At 75.8% G+C, this 18069-nt stretch carries 19 protein-coding genes; 7 read left to right on the forward strand and 12 right to left on the reverse strand.

The genetic code is table 11. The features are described 5' to 3' along the window. Position 1 precedes the first annotated feature (1 nt). The 11 genes from secD to KDL28_RS00110 all read right to left on the reverse strand — a co-directional run bounded on the left by secD (position 2) and on the right by KDL28_RS00110 (position 8392). Complete coding sequence (gene secD, locus KDL28_RS00060; RefSeq protein ID WP_252435028.1) at positions 2 to 1837, reverse strand: protein translocase subunit SecD; 1836 nt, start codon at positions 1835 to 1837, stop codon at positions 2 to 4. 99 nt (positions 1838 to 1936) lie between these two features. Then, complete coding sequence (gene yajC, locus KDL28_RS00065) at positions 1937 to 2371, reverse strand: preprotein translocase subunit YajC (protein WP_252435029.1); 435 nt, start codon at positions 2369 to 2371, stop codon at positions 1937 to 1939. A gap of 51 nt (positions 2372 to 2422) precedes the next feature. After that, complete coding sequence (gene ruvB, locus KDL28_RS00070) at positions 2423 to 3451, reverse strand: Holliday junction branch migration DNA helicase RuvB (protein ID WP_252435030.1); 1029 nt, start codon at positions 3449 to 3451, stop codon at positions 2423 to 2425. A 28-nt stretch (positions 3452 to 3479) separates the two neighbouring features. After that, positions 3480 to 4076: a Holliday junction branch migration protein RuvA gene (gene ruvA, locus KDL28_RS00075; protein ID WP_252435031.1), complete on the reverse strand. Its 597-nt coding sequence runs from the start codon at positions 4074 to 4076 to the stop codon at positions 3480 to 3482. Further along, positions 4073 to 4693 (reverse strand): crossover junction endodeoxyribonuclease RuvC, encoded by a 621-nt coding sequence (ruvC, locus tag KDL28_RS00080; RefSeq protein ID WP_252435032.1) that lies wholly within the window; start codon positions 4691 to 4693, stop codon positions 4073 to 4075. Before ruvC ends, ruvA begins: the two co-directional genes overlap by 4 nt. An 89-nt stretch (positions 4694 to 4782) precedes the next feature. Beyond that, a complete protein-coding gene (locus KDL28_RS00085) occupies positions 4783 to 5148 on the reverse strand; it encodes a VOC family protein (protein ID WP_252435033.1) in 366 nt (121 codons plus the stop codon). After that, the gene (locus KDL28_RS00090; RefSeq protein ID WP_308215897.1) at positions 5145 to 5573 is read right to left on the reverse strand and encodes a VOC family protein; all 429 of its coding nucleotides are present in this window, start codon (positions 5571 to 5573) and stop codon (positions 5145 to 5147) included. The genes KDL28_RS00085 and KDL28_RS00090 overlap by 4 nt, the downstream gene beginning before the upstream one ends. Positions 5574 to 5660: 87 nt before the next feature. Beyond that, positions 5661 to 6410, reverse strand: a complete 750-nt coding sequence (locus KDL28_RS00095; protein WP_252435035.1) for a hypothetical protein — start codon at positions 6408 to 6410, stop codon at positions 5661 to 5663. Positions 6411 to 6477: 67 nt separating this feature from the next. Then, entirely contained in the window at positions 6478 to 7263 is a 786-nt protein-coding gene (locus KDL28_RS00100) for a hypothetical protein (RefSeq protein ID WP_252435036.1), read from the reverse strand. After that, positions 7256 to 7909, reverse strand: a complete 654-nt coding sequence (locus KDL28_RS00105; protein ID WP_252435037.1) for an RNA polymerase sigma factor — start codon at positions 7907 to 7909, stop codon at positions 7256 to 7258. The genes KDL28_RS00100 and KDL28_RS00105 overlap by 8 nt, the downstream gene beginning before the upstream one ends. 21 nt (positions 7910 to 7930) lie before the next feature. Beyond that, on the reverse strand, positions 7931 to 8392 hold the full coding sequence (locus KDL28_RS00110; protein ID WP_252435038.1) for a helix-turn-helix domain-containing protein: 462 nt from the start codon (positions 8390 to 8392) through the stop codon (positions 7931 to 7933). Positions 8393 to 8448: 56 nt separating this feature from the next. Between KDL28_RS00110 and KDL28_RS00115 the strand changes: the two genes are divergently transcribed. Next, complete coding sequence (locus KDL28_RS00115) at positions 8449 to 9009, forward strand: MOSC domain-containing protein (protein WP_252435039.1); 561 nt, start codon at positions 8449 to 8451, stop codon at positions 9007 to 9009. Positions 9010 to 9037: 28 nt separating this feature from the next. On the opposite strand, the gene polA is transcribed toward KDL28_RS00115, so the two are convergent. Continuing rightward, positions 9038 to 11779, reverse strand: a complete 2742-nt coding sequence (polA, locus tag KDL28_RS00120) for a DNA polymerase I (protein WP_252435087.1) — start codon at positions 11777 to 11779, stop codon at positions 9038 to 9040. A gap of 310 nt (positions 11780 to 12089) precedes the next feature. Between polA and KDL28_RS00125 the strand changes: the two genes are divergently transcribed. The 6 genes from KDL28_RS00125 to KDL28_RS00150 are packed head-to-tail and all read left to right on the forward strand — an operon-like array spanning position 12090 to position 18065. Then, entirely contained in the window at positions 12090 to 12665 is a 576-nt protein-coding gene (locus KDL28_RS00125) for a TerD family protein (protein WP_252435040.1), read from the forward strand. 10 nt (positions 12666 to 12675) lie between these two features. After that, a complete protein-coding gene (locus tag KDL28_RS00130; RefSeq protein WP_252435041.1) occupies positions 12676 to 13377 on the forward strand; it encodes a TerD family protein in 702 nt (233 codons plus the stop codon). 59 nt (positions 13378 to 13436) lie between these two features. After that, positions 13437 to 14600 carry an HpcH/HpaI aldolase/citrate lyase family protein gene (locus KDL28_RS00135; RefSeq protein ID WP_252435042.1) on the forward strand — a complete coding sequence of 388 codons (1164 nt, stop codon included), beginning with the start codon at positions 13437 to 13439 and terminating at the stop codon, positions 14598 to 14600. Beyond that, on the forward strand, positions 14597 to 15982 hold the full coding sequence (locus KDL28_RS00140; RefSeq protein WP_252435043.1) for a phosphoribosyltransferase domain-containing protein: 1386 nt from the start codon (positions 14597 to 14599) through the stop codon (positions 15980 to 15982). Before KDL28_RS00135 ends, KDL28_RS00140 begins: the two co-directional genes overlap by 4 nt. Then, positions 15979 to 17145: a cysteine protease StiP family protein gene (locus KDL28_RS00145; protein WP_252435044.1), complete on the forward strand. Its 1167-nt coding sequence runs from the start codon at positions 15979 to 15981 to the stop codon at positions 17143 to 17145. The genes KDL28_RS00140 and KDL28_RS00145 overlap by 4 nt, the downstream gene beginning before the upstream one ends. Beyond that, the gene (locus KDL28_RS00150; protein WP_252435045.1) at positions 17142 to 18065 is read left to right on the forward strand and encodes an HAD family hydrolase; all 924 of its coding nucleotides are present in this window, start codon (positions 17142 to 17144) and stop codon (positions 18063 to 18065) included. The genes KDL28_RS00145 and KDL28_RS00150 overlap by 4 nt, the downstream gene beginning before the upstream one ends. Positions 18066 to 18069 lie beyond the last annotated feature (4 nt).

The following is an 18069-nucleotide window of genomic DNA, read 5'->3' on the forward strand; positions in this document are numbered from 1 at the left end:
CTCAGGCTCCCTTCGAGGCGCCGGCGGTGGCGGCGGCGCGCTTGCGTTCGGCCCCGATCCTGGCCATGGAGCCCAGGCCGGACATGACCGGGCTGCCGAAGACGCGGGAGTTCGAGGCGAGGGCGACCAGCGGGTGGGTCACCAGGAACACCACGAGCAGGTCGAGCACGGTGGACAGGCCGAGGGTGAAGGCGAAGCCCTTCACCTGCCCGACGGCCAGCAGGTAGAGCACGGCCGAGGCCAGGAAGCTGACCGCGTCGGCGGACAGGATCGTGCGCCGGGCGCGCACCCATCCGCGCGGCACCGCCGAGCGGAAGGTGCGGCCGTCGCGGACCTCGTCCTTGAGCCGTTCGAAGAAGATGACGAACGAGTCGGCCGTGATGCCGATGGCGACGATGAACCCGGCCACGCCGGCCAGGTCGAGGGTGAACCCGATCCAGCGCCCGAGCAGCACCAGCACGGCGTAGACGACCAGGCCGGACAGCACCAGCGACAGGATCGTCAGCACGCCCAGGACGCGGTAGTAGATCAGGCAGTAGACGAACACCAGCAGCAGCCCGATGCCCCCGGCGATCAGCCCGGCCTCCAGCGAGGCCAGGCCCAGCGTCGCCGAGACGGTCTGCGCCTCCGACGAGGAGAACGACAGCGGCAGCGACCCGTAGCGCAGCACACCGGCCAGCTGCTGGGCGCTCTCCTGGTTGAACTGCCCGGAGATCTCGGTGGTGCCGAAGATCGGCCCGTTGATCCGGGGGGCCGAGACGACCTCGCCGTCGAGCACGAACGCGGCGCTCTTGCCGACGTTCTGGGTGGTGTACTCGCCCCAGATCGCCGCGCCCTCGCTCTTGAAGGTCAGGCTGATGACCCAGCCCACGCCCTGCATGTTCTGCTGGGCCTGGGCGGTGTCGATCTGGGTTCCCTCCAGGAACACCGGGCCGAGCACGTACTTCTCGGTGCCGTCCTGGTTGCAGGCCACCAGCGGGCGCTGCGGGTCGTCGTAGCCCCGAAGCGGGTCCTGGGCCTGGCAGTCCAGCTGAGCCAGCGCCTGCGCCTGGACGGCGGGGTCGAGGCTCTGGCGGGACTCGCGGGCGGCGGAGATCGCCGCGGCCAGCTCGGGGTCGGCCGGTCCGGCCGGCGTGCCGGCGGCCGGCGGGGTGCCGGCACCCGGGGTGGGCGTGGGCGCGGGTGGGGTCGGCTCCGGGGTCGGCTGGCCCGCCGGGTCGCCGCCGGCCAGTGGCGTCGAGTAGGAGATCGGCGCGACCGGGGACTCCACGACGGGCGCGGCCGGGTCGCCGGCACCCTGCGGCTGCCCCGCGGGGGGCTGCTCGGCCGGGGCCGGCGGGGCCACCGAGGGCTCCACCGGGGGAACGGGCGCCTGGCCCGACGGCGCGGCCGGGTCGGTGCCCGCGGGCGGGGCGGCCGGGTCGGTGGCCCCCGGCGCCGGGGCGGGCGGGGTGGCCGCGACCGGTCCCCCGACCACCTCGCGGAAGCGCAGCTGCGCGGTCTGGCCCAGCGACCGGGCCTGCTCGCCTTCCTGACCGGGCACCGTGATGGTCAGGTTGCTGCCGTCGAGCACGACCTCGGCGCCGCCGACGCCGAGGCCGTCCACCCGCTCCTGGATGATCGACTGGGCCTGCAGCAGCTGCTCGCGGGGCGCCTCCGCACCGGACTCGGTGCGGGCCTCGAGCGTGACCCTGGTACCGCCCTGCAGGTCGATGCCGAGCTTGGGGGTCACGCTCCGGTCACCGGTGAAGAACACCAGCGCGTAGAGCGCCGCGACGATACCGACGAACGCCGTCAGGTAGCGCCAGGGGCGGATCCGCCCCGGGGTGGTTGCCACTGCTGAGCTTCTTTCCCTGCCGAGGTACGGGCCCTGCCGTACCAGCCGAGGTGGTCGTGGGTGGTCCTGCTGGGGTGCGCGGCCGGGTGGCCGCCCGGATCAGCCGCGCGTGCTGCCGTTGGTCGAGTCGTCCTTCTGCAGCGACGGGCTCTCGACCTCAGCTGTCGAGGACTTGGTCGTGTCGACCTTGCCGGTGCCGGTGCCGACGACGGGCTCGGCGTCGACGACCACCGGCTCCTCGTCGGCGTCGGCGGTGGCGTCGTCGGCAGGCGGCGTGACCCGCTCCAGGATCGCGGCCCGGATCCAGGTGGTGACGATGCCGTCGGCGATCTCGATGTCGATCGTCTCCTCGTAGGAGGCGTCGACGACGGTGCCGCGCAGGCCCGACGTCGTCATCACGACGTCACCGGGCTCCAGCGAGCTCTGCAGGCTCTGCCTCTCCTGCATCTGCCGCTTCTGCCGGCGCCCGGACAGGAAGATCGGGATGAACAGCACGAGGATGAGCAGGGGGAACAGCAGCGAGGTGAGGTCCATGATCTCCGTATCTCCGCACGTCGTGGGCTTGTCGAGTCTGCCAGCCCCGGTTCAGAACAGTGCGGCCGGGCCGCTCGCCGCCCCGTCGGGCGGCGGGACGAGCCCCAGGTGGCCCCACGCAGCGGGTGTGGCCACCCGGCCGCGGGGGGTGCGGGCGAGCATGCCGGCCCGCACGAGGTACGGCTCGCAAACCTCCTCGACGGTACCGGGTTCCTCACCGACGGCCACAGCCAGCGTCGACACACCGACCGGTCCGCCGCCGAACGAGCGCACGAGCGCGCTCAGCACGGCGCGGTCGAGCCGGTCCAGGCCCAGCTCGTCGACGTCGTAGACGGCGAGCGCGTCGCGGGCCACGGTCCGGGTGACCGCGCCGTCGGCGCGGACCTCGGCGAAGTCGCGGACCCGGCGCAGCAGCCGGTTGGCGATGCGCGGGGTGCCCCGCGAGCGGCGGGCGATCTCCGCGGCGCCGTCGGGGCGCAGGTCGACGGCGAGGATGGTGGCCGCGCGGCGCAGCACCCGTTCCAGGTCGGCGGGCTCGTAGAACTCCATGTGCGCGGTGAACCCGAACCGGTCGCGCAGCGGCCCGGTCAGCGCCCCCGACCGGGTGGTCGCGCCGACCAGGGTGAACGGGGCGATGTCGAGCGGGATGGAGGTCGCACCCGGGCCCTTGCCGACCACGACGTCGACGCGGAAGTCCTCCATCGCCAGGTAGAGCATCTCCTCGGCGGGCCGGGCGATGCGGTGGATCTCGTCGATGAACAGCACGTCGCCGGGGGCCAGGTTGGACAGCATCGCGGCGAGGTCGCCCGCGCGTTCCAGGGCCGGGCCCGAGGTGAGCCGGACGGCCGCGCCCATCTCCGCGGCCACGATCAGCGCGAGGCTGGTCTTGCCCAGCCCGGGCGGGCCGGACAGCAGGATGTGGTCGGGCGGGTCGCCGCGCCGGCGGGCGCCCTCCAGCACCAGCTCCAGCTGCTCGCGCACCCGCGGCTGGCCGACGAACTCGGCCAGGTTGCGCGGGCGCAGCGTGGCGTCGACCTCCAGGTCGCCGACCTCGGGCAGCGGTGACAGCTCGTCGCTCACCGCAGGACCGGCCGGTCGCTCGGGCCGATCACCTGCGCCCCAGGCCGCCGAGCGCGGTGCGCAGCAGCGTGCTGGCGTCGGCGTCGGCCTGCGCGGCCAGCGCGCTGTCCACCGCCTGCTCGGCCGGCTTGACCGGGAAGCCCAGCCCGACCAGCGCCTCGACCACCTGGGCGCGGCGCGGGCCGCCGACGGCCGCGCCGGCCGGGGCGACCGGGCCCGGGCCCGGTGCGTCGACCTTGTCGCGCAGCTCGAGGGCCATCCGCTCGGCGAGCTTCGGGCCGATGCCGGGCACCCGGGTCAGGGTCTTGATCTCGCGCTCCACCAGTGCCCGGCGCAGCGCGGCCGGGTCGAGCACGGCCAGCGTGGCCAGCGCCATCCGCGGGCCGATGCCGGCCACGGTGAGCAGCAGGTGGAACAGCTCGCGCTGCTCGTCGTCGGCGAACCCGAACAGGGTCAGCGAGTCCTCCCGGACGACCAGCGCCGTGGCCAGCCTGCCCTGCTCGCCGCGGCGCAGCGTGGCCAGCGTGGCCGGGGTGGCGTTGACCGCGAGCCCGACCCCACCGACCTCCACGACGGCGTGGTCGAGCCCGATGGAGAGCACTTCGCCGCGCACCGAGCTGATCACCGGGTCGATCCTCCCGCAGCGCGCCCACCGACCCGACGGGCGGGGGTGGCCCCGGCGGCCGCGCGGGCGGCCTCGGCCAGCCGGGCCCGGTGCGCCCGGGCCAGCTCCGCGGCCCGGGCCTCGGCCTGGGCCATGCGGTCGAGCATCGGGGCGCGCCAGCAGTGGCAGATGGCCAGCGCCAGCGCATCGGCGGCGTCGGCGGGCCGCGGGGCCTCCGCCAGCCCGAGCAGCCGGCTGACCATGGCGGTGACCTGCTCCTTGCCCGCCCGACCCTCGCCGGTGACCGCGGCCTTGACCTCGCTCGGGGTGTGGAAGGCGACCGGCAGGCCGGCCCGGGCCGCCAGCAGCGCCACCACGCCGCTGGCCTGGGCGGTGCCCATCACGGTGCGCACGTTGTGCTGGCTGAACACCCGCTCGATGGCCACCACGTCGGGCCGGTGGCGCTCGATCCACTCCTCGACCACCGCGCCGACGGCCAGCAGCCGCCGCTCGATCGGCAGGTCGGGCGCGGTCCGCGCCACGTCGACGTCGACGCAGCGGACGGTGCGCCCGCCACCGCCGTCGACGACGCCGAGCCCGCACCGGGTCAGCCCCGGGTCGACGCCGAGCACCCGCACCCGCGCTCCCCTCCCACGAACAGCCGTTCGAGCAGGGAGGCTACCGGGGTCCCCGGCACGGGCGGCGGGGGCGCGCCGGGCGGCGGGGCTCAGCCCCGCTCGGTGATCATGAGCTCGCGGCCCTCCGGGTCGGTCACCCTGACGTAGGTGCCCCACGCCTCGGTGGTGGGGTCGCTGACCGGCAGTCCGGCCGCGCGCAGCCGGGCCGCCTCGGCGGCGACGTCGGGCGCCTCCAGGATCATCGGGTACCGGCGGTCGGGCTCGCGGTCGAAGTCCGCCGCCGCGCTGAGCACCACCCTGGTCCCGCCGCCCGCCGGCGTGAGGTCGACCCAGCGGGCGCCGGGCCACATCTCGGCGTCCGTGCCGACCTCGAAGCCCAGCGCCGACACGAAGAACTCGATCATCACGTCCTGGTCGGCGACCGCCACGACCGCGGCGGACACCCGCGCGCTCATGCCGGGCCACCCGCCGTGCGCTGCACCAGGCTGAACCAGTTGCCCGAGTCGTCGCGCAGCAGCGCCTCCACGCCGTAGGGCCGCTGCTCGGGCTCCTGGATGAACACCACCCCGCGTGCGGAGAGCTCCTCGTAGGACTTCTGCACGTCGTCGGTCTCCAGCACACCCGTGCCCATCGCGCCCTTGGCCACCAGCGCGCGGATCTGCGCGGCCGTCGCCTCGTCGTTGCCCATGGCCGCGTCGGCCAGGATGATCTCCACGTCGGGCTGGTCGGGCGGGCTGACGGTGAGCCAGCGGAACCCCTCGCCCGCGCCCTCGAACGCGTCGCCCATGCGCACGTCGGCGCGCACCTCGAAGCCCAGCTTGTCGGCGTAGAACCGCTTGGCCCGCTCCTGGTCGAGCACGTAGAAGCAGGTGTGGGACATGCGTCGGATCATGGCGGCCTCCGGTCGGGGGATCAGTGGTCCCGACCGTAGGACGCCCCGCCCGCGGCGTGCTTCTCCCGGATTGCGCTACCGCTCGACCGGGGCCGGCAGGACCCGCCGGCGCAGACCGGGCCAGGCCCGCAGCCCGAGCACCGCCGCGGCGGCGCCGAGCAGCGCGCCGGCGCCCGCCCACCACCACGGCCCGTCGCCCGCCGCCGGCGGCGGCTCGGGGGCCGGGGCGGTCGGCGTGGTGGCCGCGGCCGCCGCCCGGAGCTCCGCCGCGGTCACGGTCGCCCGGTCACCCGAGGGGTCCGGCACCGCGGGGTCGAGCAGGCCGAGCCGGTCGAGCAGCGCGACCAGCGCGGCCTGGTCGGTCGGTCGGTGCCAGATCGCGTCGGGGCCGCCCGACTCCCCCGGCCACATGCCCTCCGACATGTCGGCGGGCTCCGACGTCCCGGCGATCCGGGTGACCACCCGGATGCCGTCGGTGCGGTCCAGGAAGATCCGGTCGATGCGCCAGATGCTCACGTCGTGCACGAGCCAGGTCGCCGTCACGTACTGCCCGGGCCCGTTCTCCGGCGGATGGCTGATCGGCCCGCCGGGGTCGGCGAGCAGGGCCTCCAGCTCGGCGTAGACCGGGTCGGCGGTGTGGACGCCCGCGGCGCGCCCGGTCGTCGGCGAGACCAGCAGCACGCTGGTCGGGCCGCCGGCCCACGCCGTGCCCGGGACGGCCAGCAGCAGGGCGAGCGCGGTCGCGACCAGCGCCACCCCCCGCCGCGCCCCTCGGGGGACCCGTCGTCGGGTCCGGCTCGCTGCGGCGGGGGACGGCTCGGGCACGGCGCCTCCTCGGTCGGTCTGCGCCTGCTCTACACCGCCGGGCGCCGGGCCGGTTCCCCCCGCCCGCTCAGCGCACCGAACCGGCGATCGCCAGCGCCCGGTCCCGGTCGGGCTCGCCCTCCAGCCGCAGCGTCACCTCGCCGCGCTGCCAGATCAGGCCGGGCCCGGAGGTGCGGGAGGGCTGGATGCGCTGCCGCCCGGTCGCGTCCAGGTACTCCAGCGTGTGCGGGTGGGCCAGCCACAGCGCCTCGGCGCCGTCCACCGCCACGAACTCGACGATGTCGTGGTAGCGCTTGGCGAAGGTCGGCGCGGGGCCGCCGACGAACTGGTCGAGGCGCAGCGCGGGCGCACCCGGGGCGGTCGGCGCCCACTGCATGCTCACCACCACGCCGTCGTCGGAGACCGACACGCGGTCGGGCGCGCCGAGCGCGGACGGCACGGCGGGCGCGAACCCGGCCCGCTCGGCCGCCTCGTCGAGCGTGAGCGCCGGCGCCGCGCCCGGAGCGGGTCCGGGTGCCGGCGCCGCCCCGCCCGGCGTCTGGACGACCACCACCCCGCCGAGGCCGAGCCACTGGGCGATCCGGGCCGCCGCCGGGGTGCCCGCGGCCACCGCCAGCACCACCGCGAGCAGCACCGCGACCGCGATCCGGCGGCCGCGGGTCGCCCACCCGCTCGCCGCCGCGGCGAACCGGCGGGCCGCCGAGGGCGGCGGCGGTCGCGGCGGGATCCGGGTGAGGATCGCCGCGGCCAGGTCGGGCGGCGGCGGCGGCACGTCGACGGCCCGGCCGAGCCTGCGCAGCTCGGCGGCCAGCGGGTCGCCGTCCACGGGGTCGGGACGGTGCGGGTCAGCCATGACCGGCCCCCTCCGTCGCCGCGGGGCCGCTGCGCGGCGCCGCCTCGGCCAGCAGGGCCCGCAGCCGGCCCAGGCCCCGCGCGGTGCGGGACTTGACGGTGCCCCGGGCCACCCCGAGCACCGTGGCCGTCTGCGCCTCGTCGAGGTCGAGCAGGAAGCGGCAGACCAGCACCCGGCGCTGCGGCTCGGGGAGCGCGTGCAGCCGCTGCCACAGCGCCGCCATCCGGTCGGCGGCGACCGCCCGCTCCGCGGGGTCGGCGGCCGAGCCCGCCCCGGGCAGCAGCCCATCGGGCTGCGCGGTCGGCGAGCCCTCCCGCGCGGTCCGGCGGCGACGCGCGCGCTGGGCGTTGCGCGTCTCGTTGGCCACGATGCGCAGCAGCCACGGCCGGAAGTCGGCGCCCTCGCGGAAGCCACCCAGGGCCCGGTAGGCCTTCACGAACGCCTCCTGGACCACGTCGTCGGCCTCCTCACCGGCGCCGAGCAGCACGGCGGTGCGCCGGGCACCCGCCGCGTGCCTGCGCACCAGCGCGGCGAAGGCGTCGCGCTCGCCGCCGCGGACCCGGGCGAGCAGACCAGCCTCGGTCGGCTCCGGGTCGGGATCGTGCGGTCCGGGGATCTCCACCTCGCAGGGCGCCGGGCGCGGCACCGGCGCCGCGCGACACGCTTCCTACACCGCGGGCGGCCCGCCGGTTCCCACGGACTCCCCCGCAGGCTCCCCCGCGCCCGCCGCCGGCCGCGGCCTGCCCCACGCCATCGCGAAGCAGGCGGGCACCGGCGGGACCGGGCGCCCGGCGTGGGCCCGGCGGTACCCGCTGGGCGAGGTGCCCACCAGGGCGGAGAACCGGGCCGAGAAGGACCCCAGGCTGGTGAAACCGACCCGGTGGCAGACCTCGGTGACCGACAGGTCGGCCGAGCGCAGCAGGTCCTGGGCGCGTTCGATGCGCCTGCGGGTGAGGTAGCGGCCCGGGGTCTCGCCGTAGGCCGCGGCGAACGCGCGGGCGAAGTGGTAGCGGGAGAAGCCCGCCGCCGCGGCCATGGCGTCGAGGTCGAGCGGCTCGGCGAAGTGCCGGTCGATGAGGTCGCGCGCCCGCCGCACGTGGAACACCGCGGGCACGACCGGTCCGGTCATGGCCCCATCCTGGCCCGTGCACCGCCGCGCGGTCGACGGGCCCGTACGGTCGGCCCGTGGAACCGGGGATCGCCGTCGAGATCGTCGCGCTGCTGGTCTCGCCCGTGCACGCCTACGAGGGCCGCCCGCAGGACGGCCCGCGCCCCGACCCCGGCCCGGTGAGCCACCGGTCCGTCACCGTGCGGGCCGGGCTGGGCCTGGTGGGCGACCGCTTCTTCGGCCACGCCGCGCACCGCCGCGCCGCGGTGACGGTCCTCGACGCCGACGCCCTCGACGACGTGGCCGCCGAGATCCGCGCCCCCGGCCCGCTCGACCCGCTGCTCGCCCGCCGCAACATCGTGCTGCGCGGCTTCCCGGTCGACACCCTCGCCACCCGCCGCGCGACCGGCGGCGCGACGGTCGCGGGCGCCGTGTTCAGCCTCGACTCCGGCGACGGCCCGGTGCGCCTGCGCGCCCACCGACCGGCCAGCCCGTGCCGCTGGATGGACGTGCGGCTCGGGCCGGGGGCGTGGAAGGCGATGCGCGGGCGCGGCGGCGTGCGCTGCGAGCCGCTCGACGACGGCACCCTGCGCCTCGGGCGGGCCGTGCTGCGGGTGGCGCCGCCCGTCCGGGTCTAGCGCTCCCGCAGAGCGCGGGACCGGACGCTCAGTGGGCCGCGTCGTCCCAGCTGCGCCCGTACCCGACCGACACCTCCAGCGCCACGCTCAGCTCCGCGGCGCCCGCCATCTCCCGGCGCACCAGCGCCTCGACCGCCTCGCGCTCGCCGTCGGCCACCTCGAGCACCAGCTCGTCGTGCACCTGCAGCAGCATCCGGCTGCGCAGGCCCTCGGCGACCAGCGCGCGGTGCACGTTGAGCATCGCGACCTTGATGATGTCGGCCGCGCTGCCCTGGATGGGCGCGTTGAGCGCCATCCGCTCGGCCATCTCGCGGCGCTGGCGGTTGTCGCTGGTCAGGTCGGGGAGGTAGCGGCGCCTGCCCATGATGGTGGCGGTGTAGCCGTCCTTGCGGGCGACGTCGACCACGCTGCGCAGGTAGTCGCGCACGCCGCCGAAGCCCTCGAAGTAGTCCTCCATCAGCGCGCGGGCCTCGTCGGTGGAGATCCGCAGCTGGTTGGACAGGCCGAAGGCGGACAGCCCGTAGGCCAGCCCGTAGTTCATCGCCTTGATCTTGGCCCGCTGCTCCTGGCTGACCTCGGTGGCCGCCACCCCGAACACCCGGGCGGCGGTCTCGGCGTGGAAGTCGTGCTGGGAGCGGAACGCCTCGATGAGGGCCTCGTCGCCGGACAGGTCGGCCATGATCCGCATCTCGATCTGGCTGTAGTCGGCGGTCATCAGCTCCGCGTAGCCCGCGCCGACCACGAACGTCTCGCGGATGCGCCGGCCCGCGGCCGTGCGGATCGGCACGTTCTGCAGGTTGGGCTCGGTCGAGCTGAGCCGCCCGGTGGCGGCGATCGTCTGGCTGTAGGTGGTGTGGATGCGCCCGTCGTCGGCGATCGACTTCAGCAGGCCCTCGACGGTGACCTTGAGCCGGGTGGCGTCGCGGTGGACCAGCAGGTGCGAGAGGAACTCGTGACCGGTCTGCTCGAAGAGCGTCTGCAGCGCGTCGGCGTCGGTGGTGTAGCCCGTCTTCGTGCGCTTGGTCTTCGGCATCTGCAGCTCGTCGAACAGCACGACCTGCAGCTGCTTCGGCGACCCGAGGTTGATCTCCTTGCCGATCACCCGGTAGGCGTCCTGGGCGGCCTGCTTGACCTGCGCGGCGAACTCCGACTCCAGCGCCGCGAGCGCCTCGTGGTCGACCGCGATGCCCGCGGCCTCCAGGTCGGCCAGCACGTACTCCAGCGGCAGCTCGAGTCCGGCCAGCAGCTCGCGGCCGCCCTTCTCGGCCAGCTCGGCGTCGAGCACCTCGGCCAGCTCGGCCACCGCCGACGCGGCGACCATGCCCGCCCGGGCGCGGGCCGCGTCGGCCTCGGCCTCGCCGCTGGGCCCCTCCTCGGTGAGGTCGCCGCCGATCAGCGAGAGCTGGCCGCTCTCGGGCCCCTCGTCGACGCGCAGCTCGCGGCGCAGGTGGCGCAGCGCGAGGTCGGCCAGGTCGAAGCTGCGCTGCCCCGGCCGGGACAGGTAGGCGGCCAGTGCGGTGTCGCTGGTGAGCCCGGCCAGCGTCCAGCCGCGCCCGCGCAGCGCGTGCAGGCCCGCCTTGGCGTCGTGGGCGGCCTTGGGGAACCGCGCGTCGGCCAGCCACTCGCCCAGCGCCGCCTCGTCCTCCGGGGTGAGCACGGCCAGGTCGAGGTACGCCGCCTGGGGCACGCCCGCGGTGGCGCCCGCCGCGCGGGCCTCCAGCGAGGGCTCGCCCGCGGCGATCGCCAGGCCGGCCAGGTCGCCCCCGGCGGCCCCGCCGGTGACGCCGTCGAAGGCCAGGCCCACCCGGCGCCCGTCGCGGGCGTTGTCGTCGAGCCAGGCCCGGACCTCGCCCGCGCCCAGCGCGCCGCCCTGGACCTCGATGCCGCCCTCGGCCTCCGGCTCGGCGCTCTGCAGCGTCGCGAACAGCCGCTCGCGCAGCACGCGGAACTCCAGCTCGTCGAACAGCCGGTGCACCGCCTCGCGGTCCCACGGGCGCACGGCCAGGTCGGCGGGGTGCGCGTCGAGCGGGACGTCGCGCACGAGCTCGGTGAGCTGGCGGTTGAGCAGGACGTTGGCCAGGTTGGCGCGCAGCGCGTCGCCCGCCTTGCCCTTGACCTCGTCGACCCGGTCGGTGAGGTCGCCGAGGGAGCCGAACTCGCGCACCCACTTGGCCGCGGTCTTCTCCCCCACGCCGGGGATGCTGGGCAGGTTGTCGCTGGGGTCGCCGCGCAGGGCCGCGAAGTCGGGGTACTGGGCGGGGGTGAGGCCGTAGCGGGCCATCACCTCCGCCGGGTCGATGCGGCCGAGGTCGGACACGCCGCGCTTCGGGTACAGCACCGTGACGTTGTCGCTGACCAGCTGGAACGCGTCGCGGTCCCCGGTGGTGATGAGGACCTGGTAGCCGTCGGCCTCGGCCTGGGTGGTGAGGGTGGCGATGAGGTCGTCGGCCTCGTAGTTCTCGACCGAGAACTCCGGGATGGCCAGCGCGCGCAGCACCTCCTTGATCAGGTCGACCTGGCCGCGGAAGTCGTCCGGGGTGGTGGTGCGGTTGGCCTTGTACTCGGCGAAGCGCTCGGAGCGGAAGGTCTTGCGCGAGACGTCGAAGCACACCGCGAGGTGGGTGGGCTGCTCGTCGCGCAGCAGGTTGATCAGCATCGAGGTGAAGCCGTAGACCGCGTTGGTGGTCTGCCCCGTCCCGGTGCGGAAGTTCTCCGCGGGCAGCGCGAAGAACGCCCGGTAGGCCAGCGAGTGCCCGTCGAGCAGCAGCAGGCGGTGCCCCGTCGACGGGGCGGCTGCGGCGGGCGCGGCGGCCTTCTGGCCGGCTGCTGGCTTGCGGGTCCGGGTGGCGGGGCTCACCCGGGCGAGTCTAGGACCGGGCCCCGACAGTCCCGCCCCGGTCCCGTGCGGGGCCGTCCGGTGCGTGCGGAACCGGTGGAGGTGGCCCGGACGTTGTGCGAGGAGGGGCGGATCCGTGCGCTGATCGGACTTGACAGACAAGCCGGGCGGTGCCGATATGCTCGCCCCGGATCAGCTCGAACCGGGGGGAACGAGCCCCCCACCTACAGATGCGGAGCAGTACGTGAGCGTCAGCCTGACCAAGGGTGGGAACGTCAGCCTCACGAAGGAGGCCCCGGGTCTCACGAACGTCATCGTGGGGCTCGGCTGGGACGTGCGTTCGACCACCGGTACGGACTTCGACCTGGACGCGTCCGCGATCGCCGTCGGCGCCGACGGCAAGGTCCTGTCCGACAAGCACTTCATCTTCTTCAACAACCTGACCAGCCCCGACGGCACCATCGAGCACACCGGCGACAACCTCACCGGTGAGGGCGAGGGCGACGACGAGCAGGTCAAGGTCAACCTGGCCGGGCTGCCCCCGGAGGTCGACAAGGTCGTCTTCCCGGTCAGCATCTACGACGCCGAGGGCCGCTCGCAGAGCTTCGGGCAGGTGCGCAACGCGTTCATCCGGGTGGTCAACGAGGCCGGCGGCAGCGAGCTCGCCCGCTACGACCTGTCCGAGGACGCCTCCACCGAGACCGCCATGGTCTTCGGCGAGCTCTACCGCAACGGGGCCGACTGGAAGTTCCGGGCCGTCGGCCAGGGCTACGCCTCGGGCCTCGCGGGCATCGCCCGCGACTTCGGCGTCAACGTCTGAGGGCGGAGCGGTGGCCATCGACTACAGCAAGCGGCCCTCCTCGGGTGGCGGGTCGGGCGGCGGCCCGGCGGCCGGGGACGGGGGTGGGGTGTCCCTGTCGAAGGTCACCCTGACCAAGGCCTCGCCGTCGGTCTCGCTGACCAAGCGCGGCGCCGCGGGCGGTCAGCTGCGGGTCAACCTGCAGTGGAGCACCGGTGCGGCGCCGCAGAAGAAGGGCCTGTTCGGCCGGCTGACCGGCGGCGGCGGGGGCATCGACCTCGACCTGGCGTGCCTGTGGGAGTTCAGCGACGGCAGCAAGGGCGTCGTCCAGGCGCTCGGCAACGCCTTCCAGGCGCCCTACAGCGGCGCGCCGATCATCCGGCTGGACGGCGACGACCGGTCCGGGTCGGCCGCGGCGGGCGAGAACATGTTCATCGACCTGTCGCGGGTCGACGAGATCCGCCGGATCCTCGTGTTCGCCTTCATCTACGAGGGCGTCCCGAACTGGGCCAGCGCCGACGGCGTGGTCACGCTCTACCCGGCGCAGGGCCCGGAGATCGAGGTCCGCCTCGACGAGGCCGACACCGGCGCGCCGACGTGCGTCATCGCGCTGCTGGAGAACAAGGGCGGCGAGCTCACCGTGCGCCGCGAGGTCCGCTACATCCGAGGTGGCCAAGCCGACGTTGACCGCGCCTACGGCTGGGGCATGAACTGGACGCCCGGCCGAAAGTGACCGGCTGACGAACTCGGACGCGCCGGGGCGGCGGTGTCCTCCCGGGAGGGGCCTCGATCGTGCGGCACTTCAGCTACCTCGGCGCGTCCGACCTGGCCTCGCTGTTCGAGGTGCCACCCGAGCGGCTCGACCGCTCCGGCGGTACGGATCTGCTCTCGGTGGCCCTCGGGGCCACGCTCTACATGCCGGCCGACCGGCCGGAGCTGGCCAAGGACGTGGCCAAGCAGGCCGCCGCCGGGGTCACCTCGGTGACGGTGTGCCTGGAGGACTCCATCCCCGACGACGTGGTCCCCGCGGCGGTGGAGAACCTGGTCTCGGCGCTGCGCGCCCTGCACGACGACCCGCCCGCCGAGCTGCCGCTGCTGTTCGTGCGCGTGCGCGAGCCGAGCCAGATCGGGTACGTCGTCGAGCGCCTGGGGGCCGCCGTCGCGGCGCTGACGGGCTTCGTGCTGCCCAAGTTCACCGCGGCCAGCGGCACCGAGTACCTGCACGCCCTCGACGTGGCCGACCGGGTCAGCGGGGCCGAGCTGCTGGCCATGCCGGTGATCGAGTCCGGGGCGGTGCTCTACGCCGAGACCCGCGTCGACGAGCTCACCCGGCTGCGCGCCCTGCTGCACCGCGACCGCAGGCGCATCCTGGCGGTCCGGCTGGGCGCCACCGACCTGTGCGCGCTGTTCGGGCTGCGCCGCTCCCCCGACCTGTCGATCTACGACGTCAAGGTGATCAGCAGCCTGATCGCCGACGTCGTCAACGTGCTCGGCCGGGCCGACGGCTCGGGCTTCACGGTCACCGGGCCGGTGTGGGAGTACTACGGCGGCGCCGAACGCATCCTCAAGCCGCAGCTGCGCCAGAGCCCCTTCGACGCCCACGGCGAGCGCGAGCTGCGCGGGCAGCTGGTCTCGCGGGCCATCGACGGCCTCATCCGCGAGGTCCAGCTCGACGCGGCCAACGGCCTGCAGGGCAAGACCTGCATCCACCCCAGCCACGTGGCCGTGGTCAACGCCCTGTCGGTGGTCTCGGCCGAGGACCACCGCGACGCCGCCGACGTGCTGAGCATCTCCGAGGCGGGCGGGGTGCGCGCCTCCGGGCTGCGCAACAAGATGAACGAGGCCCGCCCGCACACCGCGTGGGCCCGCCGCACGATGCTGCGCGCGAGGGTGTTCGGGGTCGCAGCCCAAGACGTCTCGTTCGTGGACCTGTTGGCCGCTAGCCTGCCCCGGTGATCGCTGTCGCCGGTACCGGGTCGATCGTCGACCGGCTCGGGGTCCGCCTCGAGCCGGTGGCCGGCGCCGACGCCACCGCCCTGCTCGGCGTGGCCCTGCGCCGCAACCCGCTGCGCGCGCACCTGCTGGTCTCGCGGGTGCTGGGCAAGCACATCCCGTCCGACCCGCGGGCGGTGCGCGCCGCCGGGCTGCTGCTGGGGCTGCTCGTCGCGGACGTGCTGGCCGGGCGCCCGCCGCGGGCGCTGCCGACCGAACGGCTGCACGCGGCGGCCGCGGGCGATCGGGCCGCCGCCGCGGCCCTGCACGCCTCGCTGGCCCCGGAGGGACCGACCGACGCGCTGGTGCTCGGGTTCGCCGAGACGGCGACCGCGCTCGGGCACTGCGTCGCCGAGGCGCTCGTCTCCGACTACCTGCACTCCACCCGGCGCGAGGTGCCCGGGGTGACGGCGGCGGGCGGCTTCACCGAGGAGCACTCGCACGCCACCTCGCACACCCTGCTGCCGACCGACCCCGACCTCATGCGCGGCGGGCGACCGCTCGTGCTCGTCGACGACGAGCTGAGCACCGGGCGCACGGCGCTCAACACGATCACCGCGCTGCACCGCGCGATGCCCCGCGAGCGCTACGTGGTGGCCGCGCTGGTCGACGCCCGCCCACCGGACTCCGACCTGGTCGAGGCGGTGGCCGCGCTCGGCGCGAGGCTCGACGTCGTCTCGCTGGCCACGGCCCGCGTGGAGCTGCCCGCCGACGTGATCGCGCGGGCGGCCGCGCTGCGCAGCGAGATCGACCGCCGCGCCGACCTGCCCACCCGCGGCGGGGCGTCGGTCGGGTCCGACGCCGGCGCGCTCCCGGCGCCGCTGGAGGTGCGGGCCCTCGGGTGGCCCGCCGGGCTCGCCGTGGGCGGGCGGCACGGGTTCGCCGCGGCCGACCACGCCGCCTTCGCGACCGCGCTCGCCGAGGTGGCGGTGCCCGGCCTGGAGGCCGACCCCGCCGAGCGCACGCTCGTGCTGGGCACCGAGGAGCTGATGCAGCTGCCGCTGCGGCTGGCCCAGGTGCTGGCCGATGCGGCGGGCCCGGAGGCGGCGGGCGTCTGGTTCTCCACGAGCACCCGCTCCCCCGCCGTCGTCGTCGACGAGCCCGACTACGCGCTGCGCACCGGCCTGGTGTTCGCCGCCCACGACGGCCCCGCCGACGGGCCGGGACGCCGCTACGCCTACAACCTCGCCACCGGCGACCCCGACGCGGCACGGGGGGGCGGGCCGGCGTGGGACCGCGTCGTCGTGGTCGTCGACCCGCCCGGCGACACCCCCGCGCTGCGCTCCGGCCTGCTGCGGGCGCTGGCCCCGCACACCCGCCGGACCACCCTGCTGGTCACCCCGTGACCGCGCCGCGCGGATCGTCCCCGCCCGCGCCGCTGCGCGGACCGGCGTTCGGCAGCTACCGGCCGGAGGAGGTCGGCTGGCTGCTGACCGACCTGTCCGGGGTGGCCCTGGAGGCGCCGGTCGAGGAGCGCGAGGAGGCCGTGCAGAGCGGCGGCGCGCACTACGCCGAGTCGCTGCCCCAGGAGTACCAGCCCGACCCGGAGTACCTGGAGCTCTACCGGACGGCGCTGGCCGCGTCGGCGGCGCGCATGGCCCGCGCGGTCGGCACGGTCGCCGAGCTGGTGCTGCGCGAGCGCGGCCGCGATGTCGTGCTGGTGTCCCTGGCCAGGGCCGGTACCCCGGTGGGCGTCCTGCTGCGCCGCTGGGCCGCCGCCCGGCACGGCCTCGACCTGCCCCACTACGCGGTCTCGATCGTGCGGGGCCGGGGCATCGACGGGCAGGCGCTGCGGTACCTGGCCGAGCACCACGACCCGGCGAAGGTGGTGTTCGTCGACGGCTGGACCGGCAAGGGCGCGATCACCGGGGAGCTCTCGGCCGCCCTGGCCGCGCACGACGGCGCGTTCGACCCCGACCTGGCCGTGCTGGCCGACCCCGGCCGCTGCGTGCGCACCTTCGGTACCCGCCAGGACTGGCTGATCCCCTCGGCCTGCCTGAACTCGACGGTCTCCGGCCTGGTGTCGCGCACCGTGCTCAACCCCGCGATCCTGGGGCCCGACCAGTACCACGGCGCCAAGTTCTACGCCGAGCTGGCCGGCGCGGACGTCTCGAACGAGTTCCTGGACACCGTGGCCGGCCACTTCGCCGACGTCACCGCGGCCGACACCGCCGAGCCGCCCGACCGCGAGCCCGACCACGCCGGCATGGCCGCCGCGCTGCGCCTGGTCGAGGCCTACGACCTGGGCGAGGCCAACCTGGTCAAGCCCGGCGTCGGGGAGACCACCCGGGTGCTGCTGCGCCGGGTGCCCTGGCGGGTGCTGGTGGCGCCGGACGCACCGGCCGCCGACCTCGCCCACGTGCGGCTGCTTGCGCAGCGCCGCGGCGTCCCCGTCGAGGAGGTCGAGGGGCTGCCCTACAGCTGCGTGGGCCTCATCCACCCCCGCTACACCCGCGGCGCCACCGGCGCCGACGGCCGCGCCGCCGCGGTGGGCGGGTCGCCCCGGTGAGCGAGCTCGCGAACGGGTCGGCGGCGCGCGGCGGTCCCGTCGTCTTCCTCGACCTGGACCGCACCACGATCTACTCCGCGGCCGCGCTCGCCATCGACGTGCCCGACCACGCCGCTCCGCGCCTGCTGTGCGTCGAGGTCTACCGCGGGGCGCCGCTGTCGTTCATGACCGAGGCCGCGGTGGCCGCGTTCGAGCGGCTGCTGGGCGCCGCGACCGTGGTCCCGACCACCACCCGCACGGTCGAGCAGCTGGCCCGGGTGCACCTGCCCGGTCCACCGGCCCGCTACGCGGTGGCCGGCAACGGCGGCGACCTGCTCGTCGACGGCGTGCCCGATCCCGCCTGGGCCGCCGCGGTGCGCGAGCGGCTGGTCGGTTGCGCACCGCTGGACGAGGTGGCCGCGCACGTCGGGTCGGTGTCCGGGGAGTTCGTGCTCAACCGGCGCACGGCGTCGGGGTTGTTCGTCTACGCCGTCGTCGACCGGGCCGCGCTGCCCGCGCAGTGGGTGCCGGAGCTGGCGGCCTGGTGCGCCCCGCGCGGGTGGGCGGTCTCGCTGCAGGGGCGCAAGGTCTACGCGGTGCCCACACCGCTGACCAAGTCGGCCGCGGCCGCCGAGGTGCTCGCCCGCACCGGCGGGGGCCCGCTGCTGGCCGCGGGCGACTCGCTGCTCGACGCCGACCTCCTGCGCGCGGCCGATATCGCCGTGCGCCCCGCGCACGGCGAGCTGCACGACGCCGGCTTCGGCCTGCCGCACCTGCACGTGACCGCGGCCCGCGGCGCCGCCGCCGGCACCGAGCTGCTCGGTTGGCTCGCCGACCGCGCAGCCGCCGGCACGACCGCCAGCACGACCGACGGCGCGGTCGACGGCGCGGTCGACGGCATGGCCCCCGACGCCGCCACCTCGGGTTCTGGCAGGCTGTGAACCA

Source organism: Pseudonocardia humida (assembly GCF_023898865.1).
Lineage (GTDB): Bacteria > Actinomycetota > Actinomycetes > Mycobacteriales > Pseudonocardiaceae > Pseudonocardia > Pseudonocardia humida.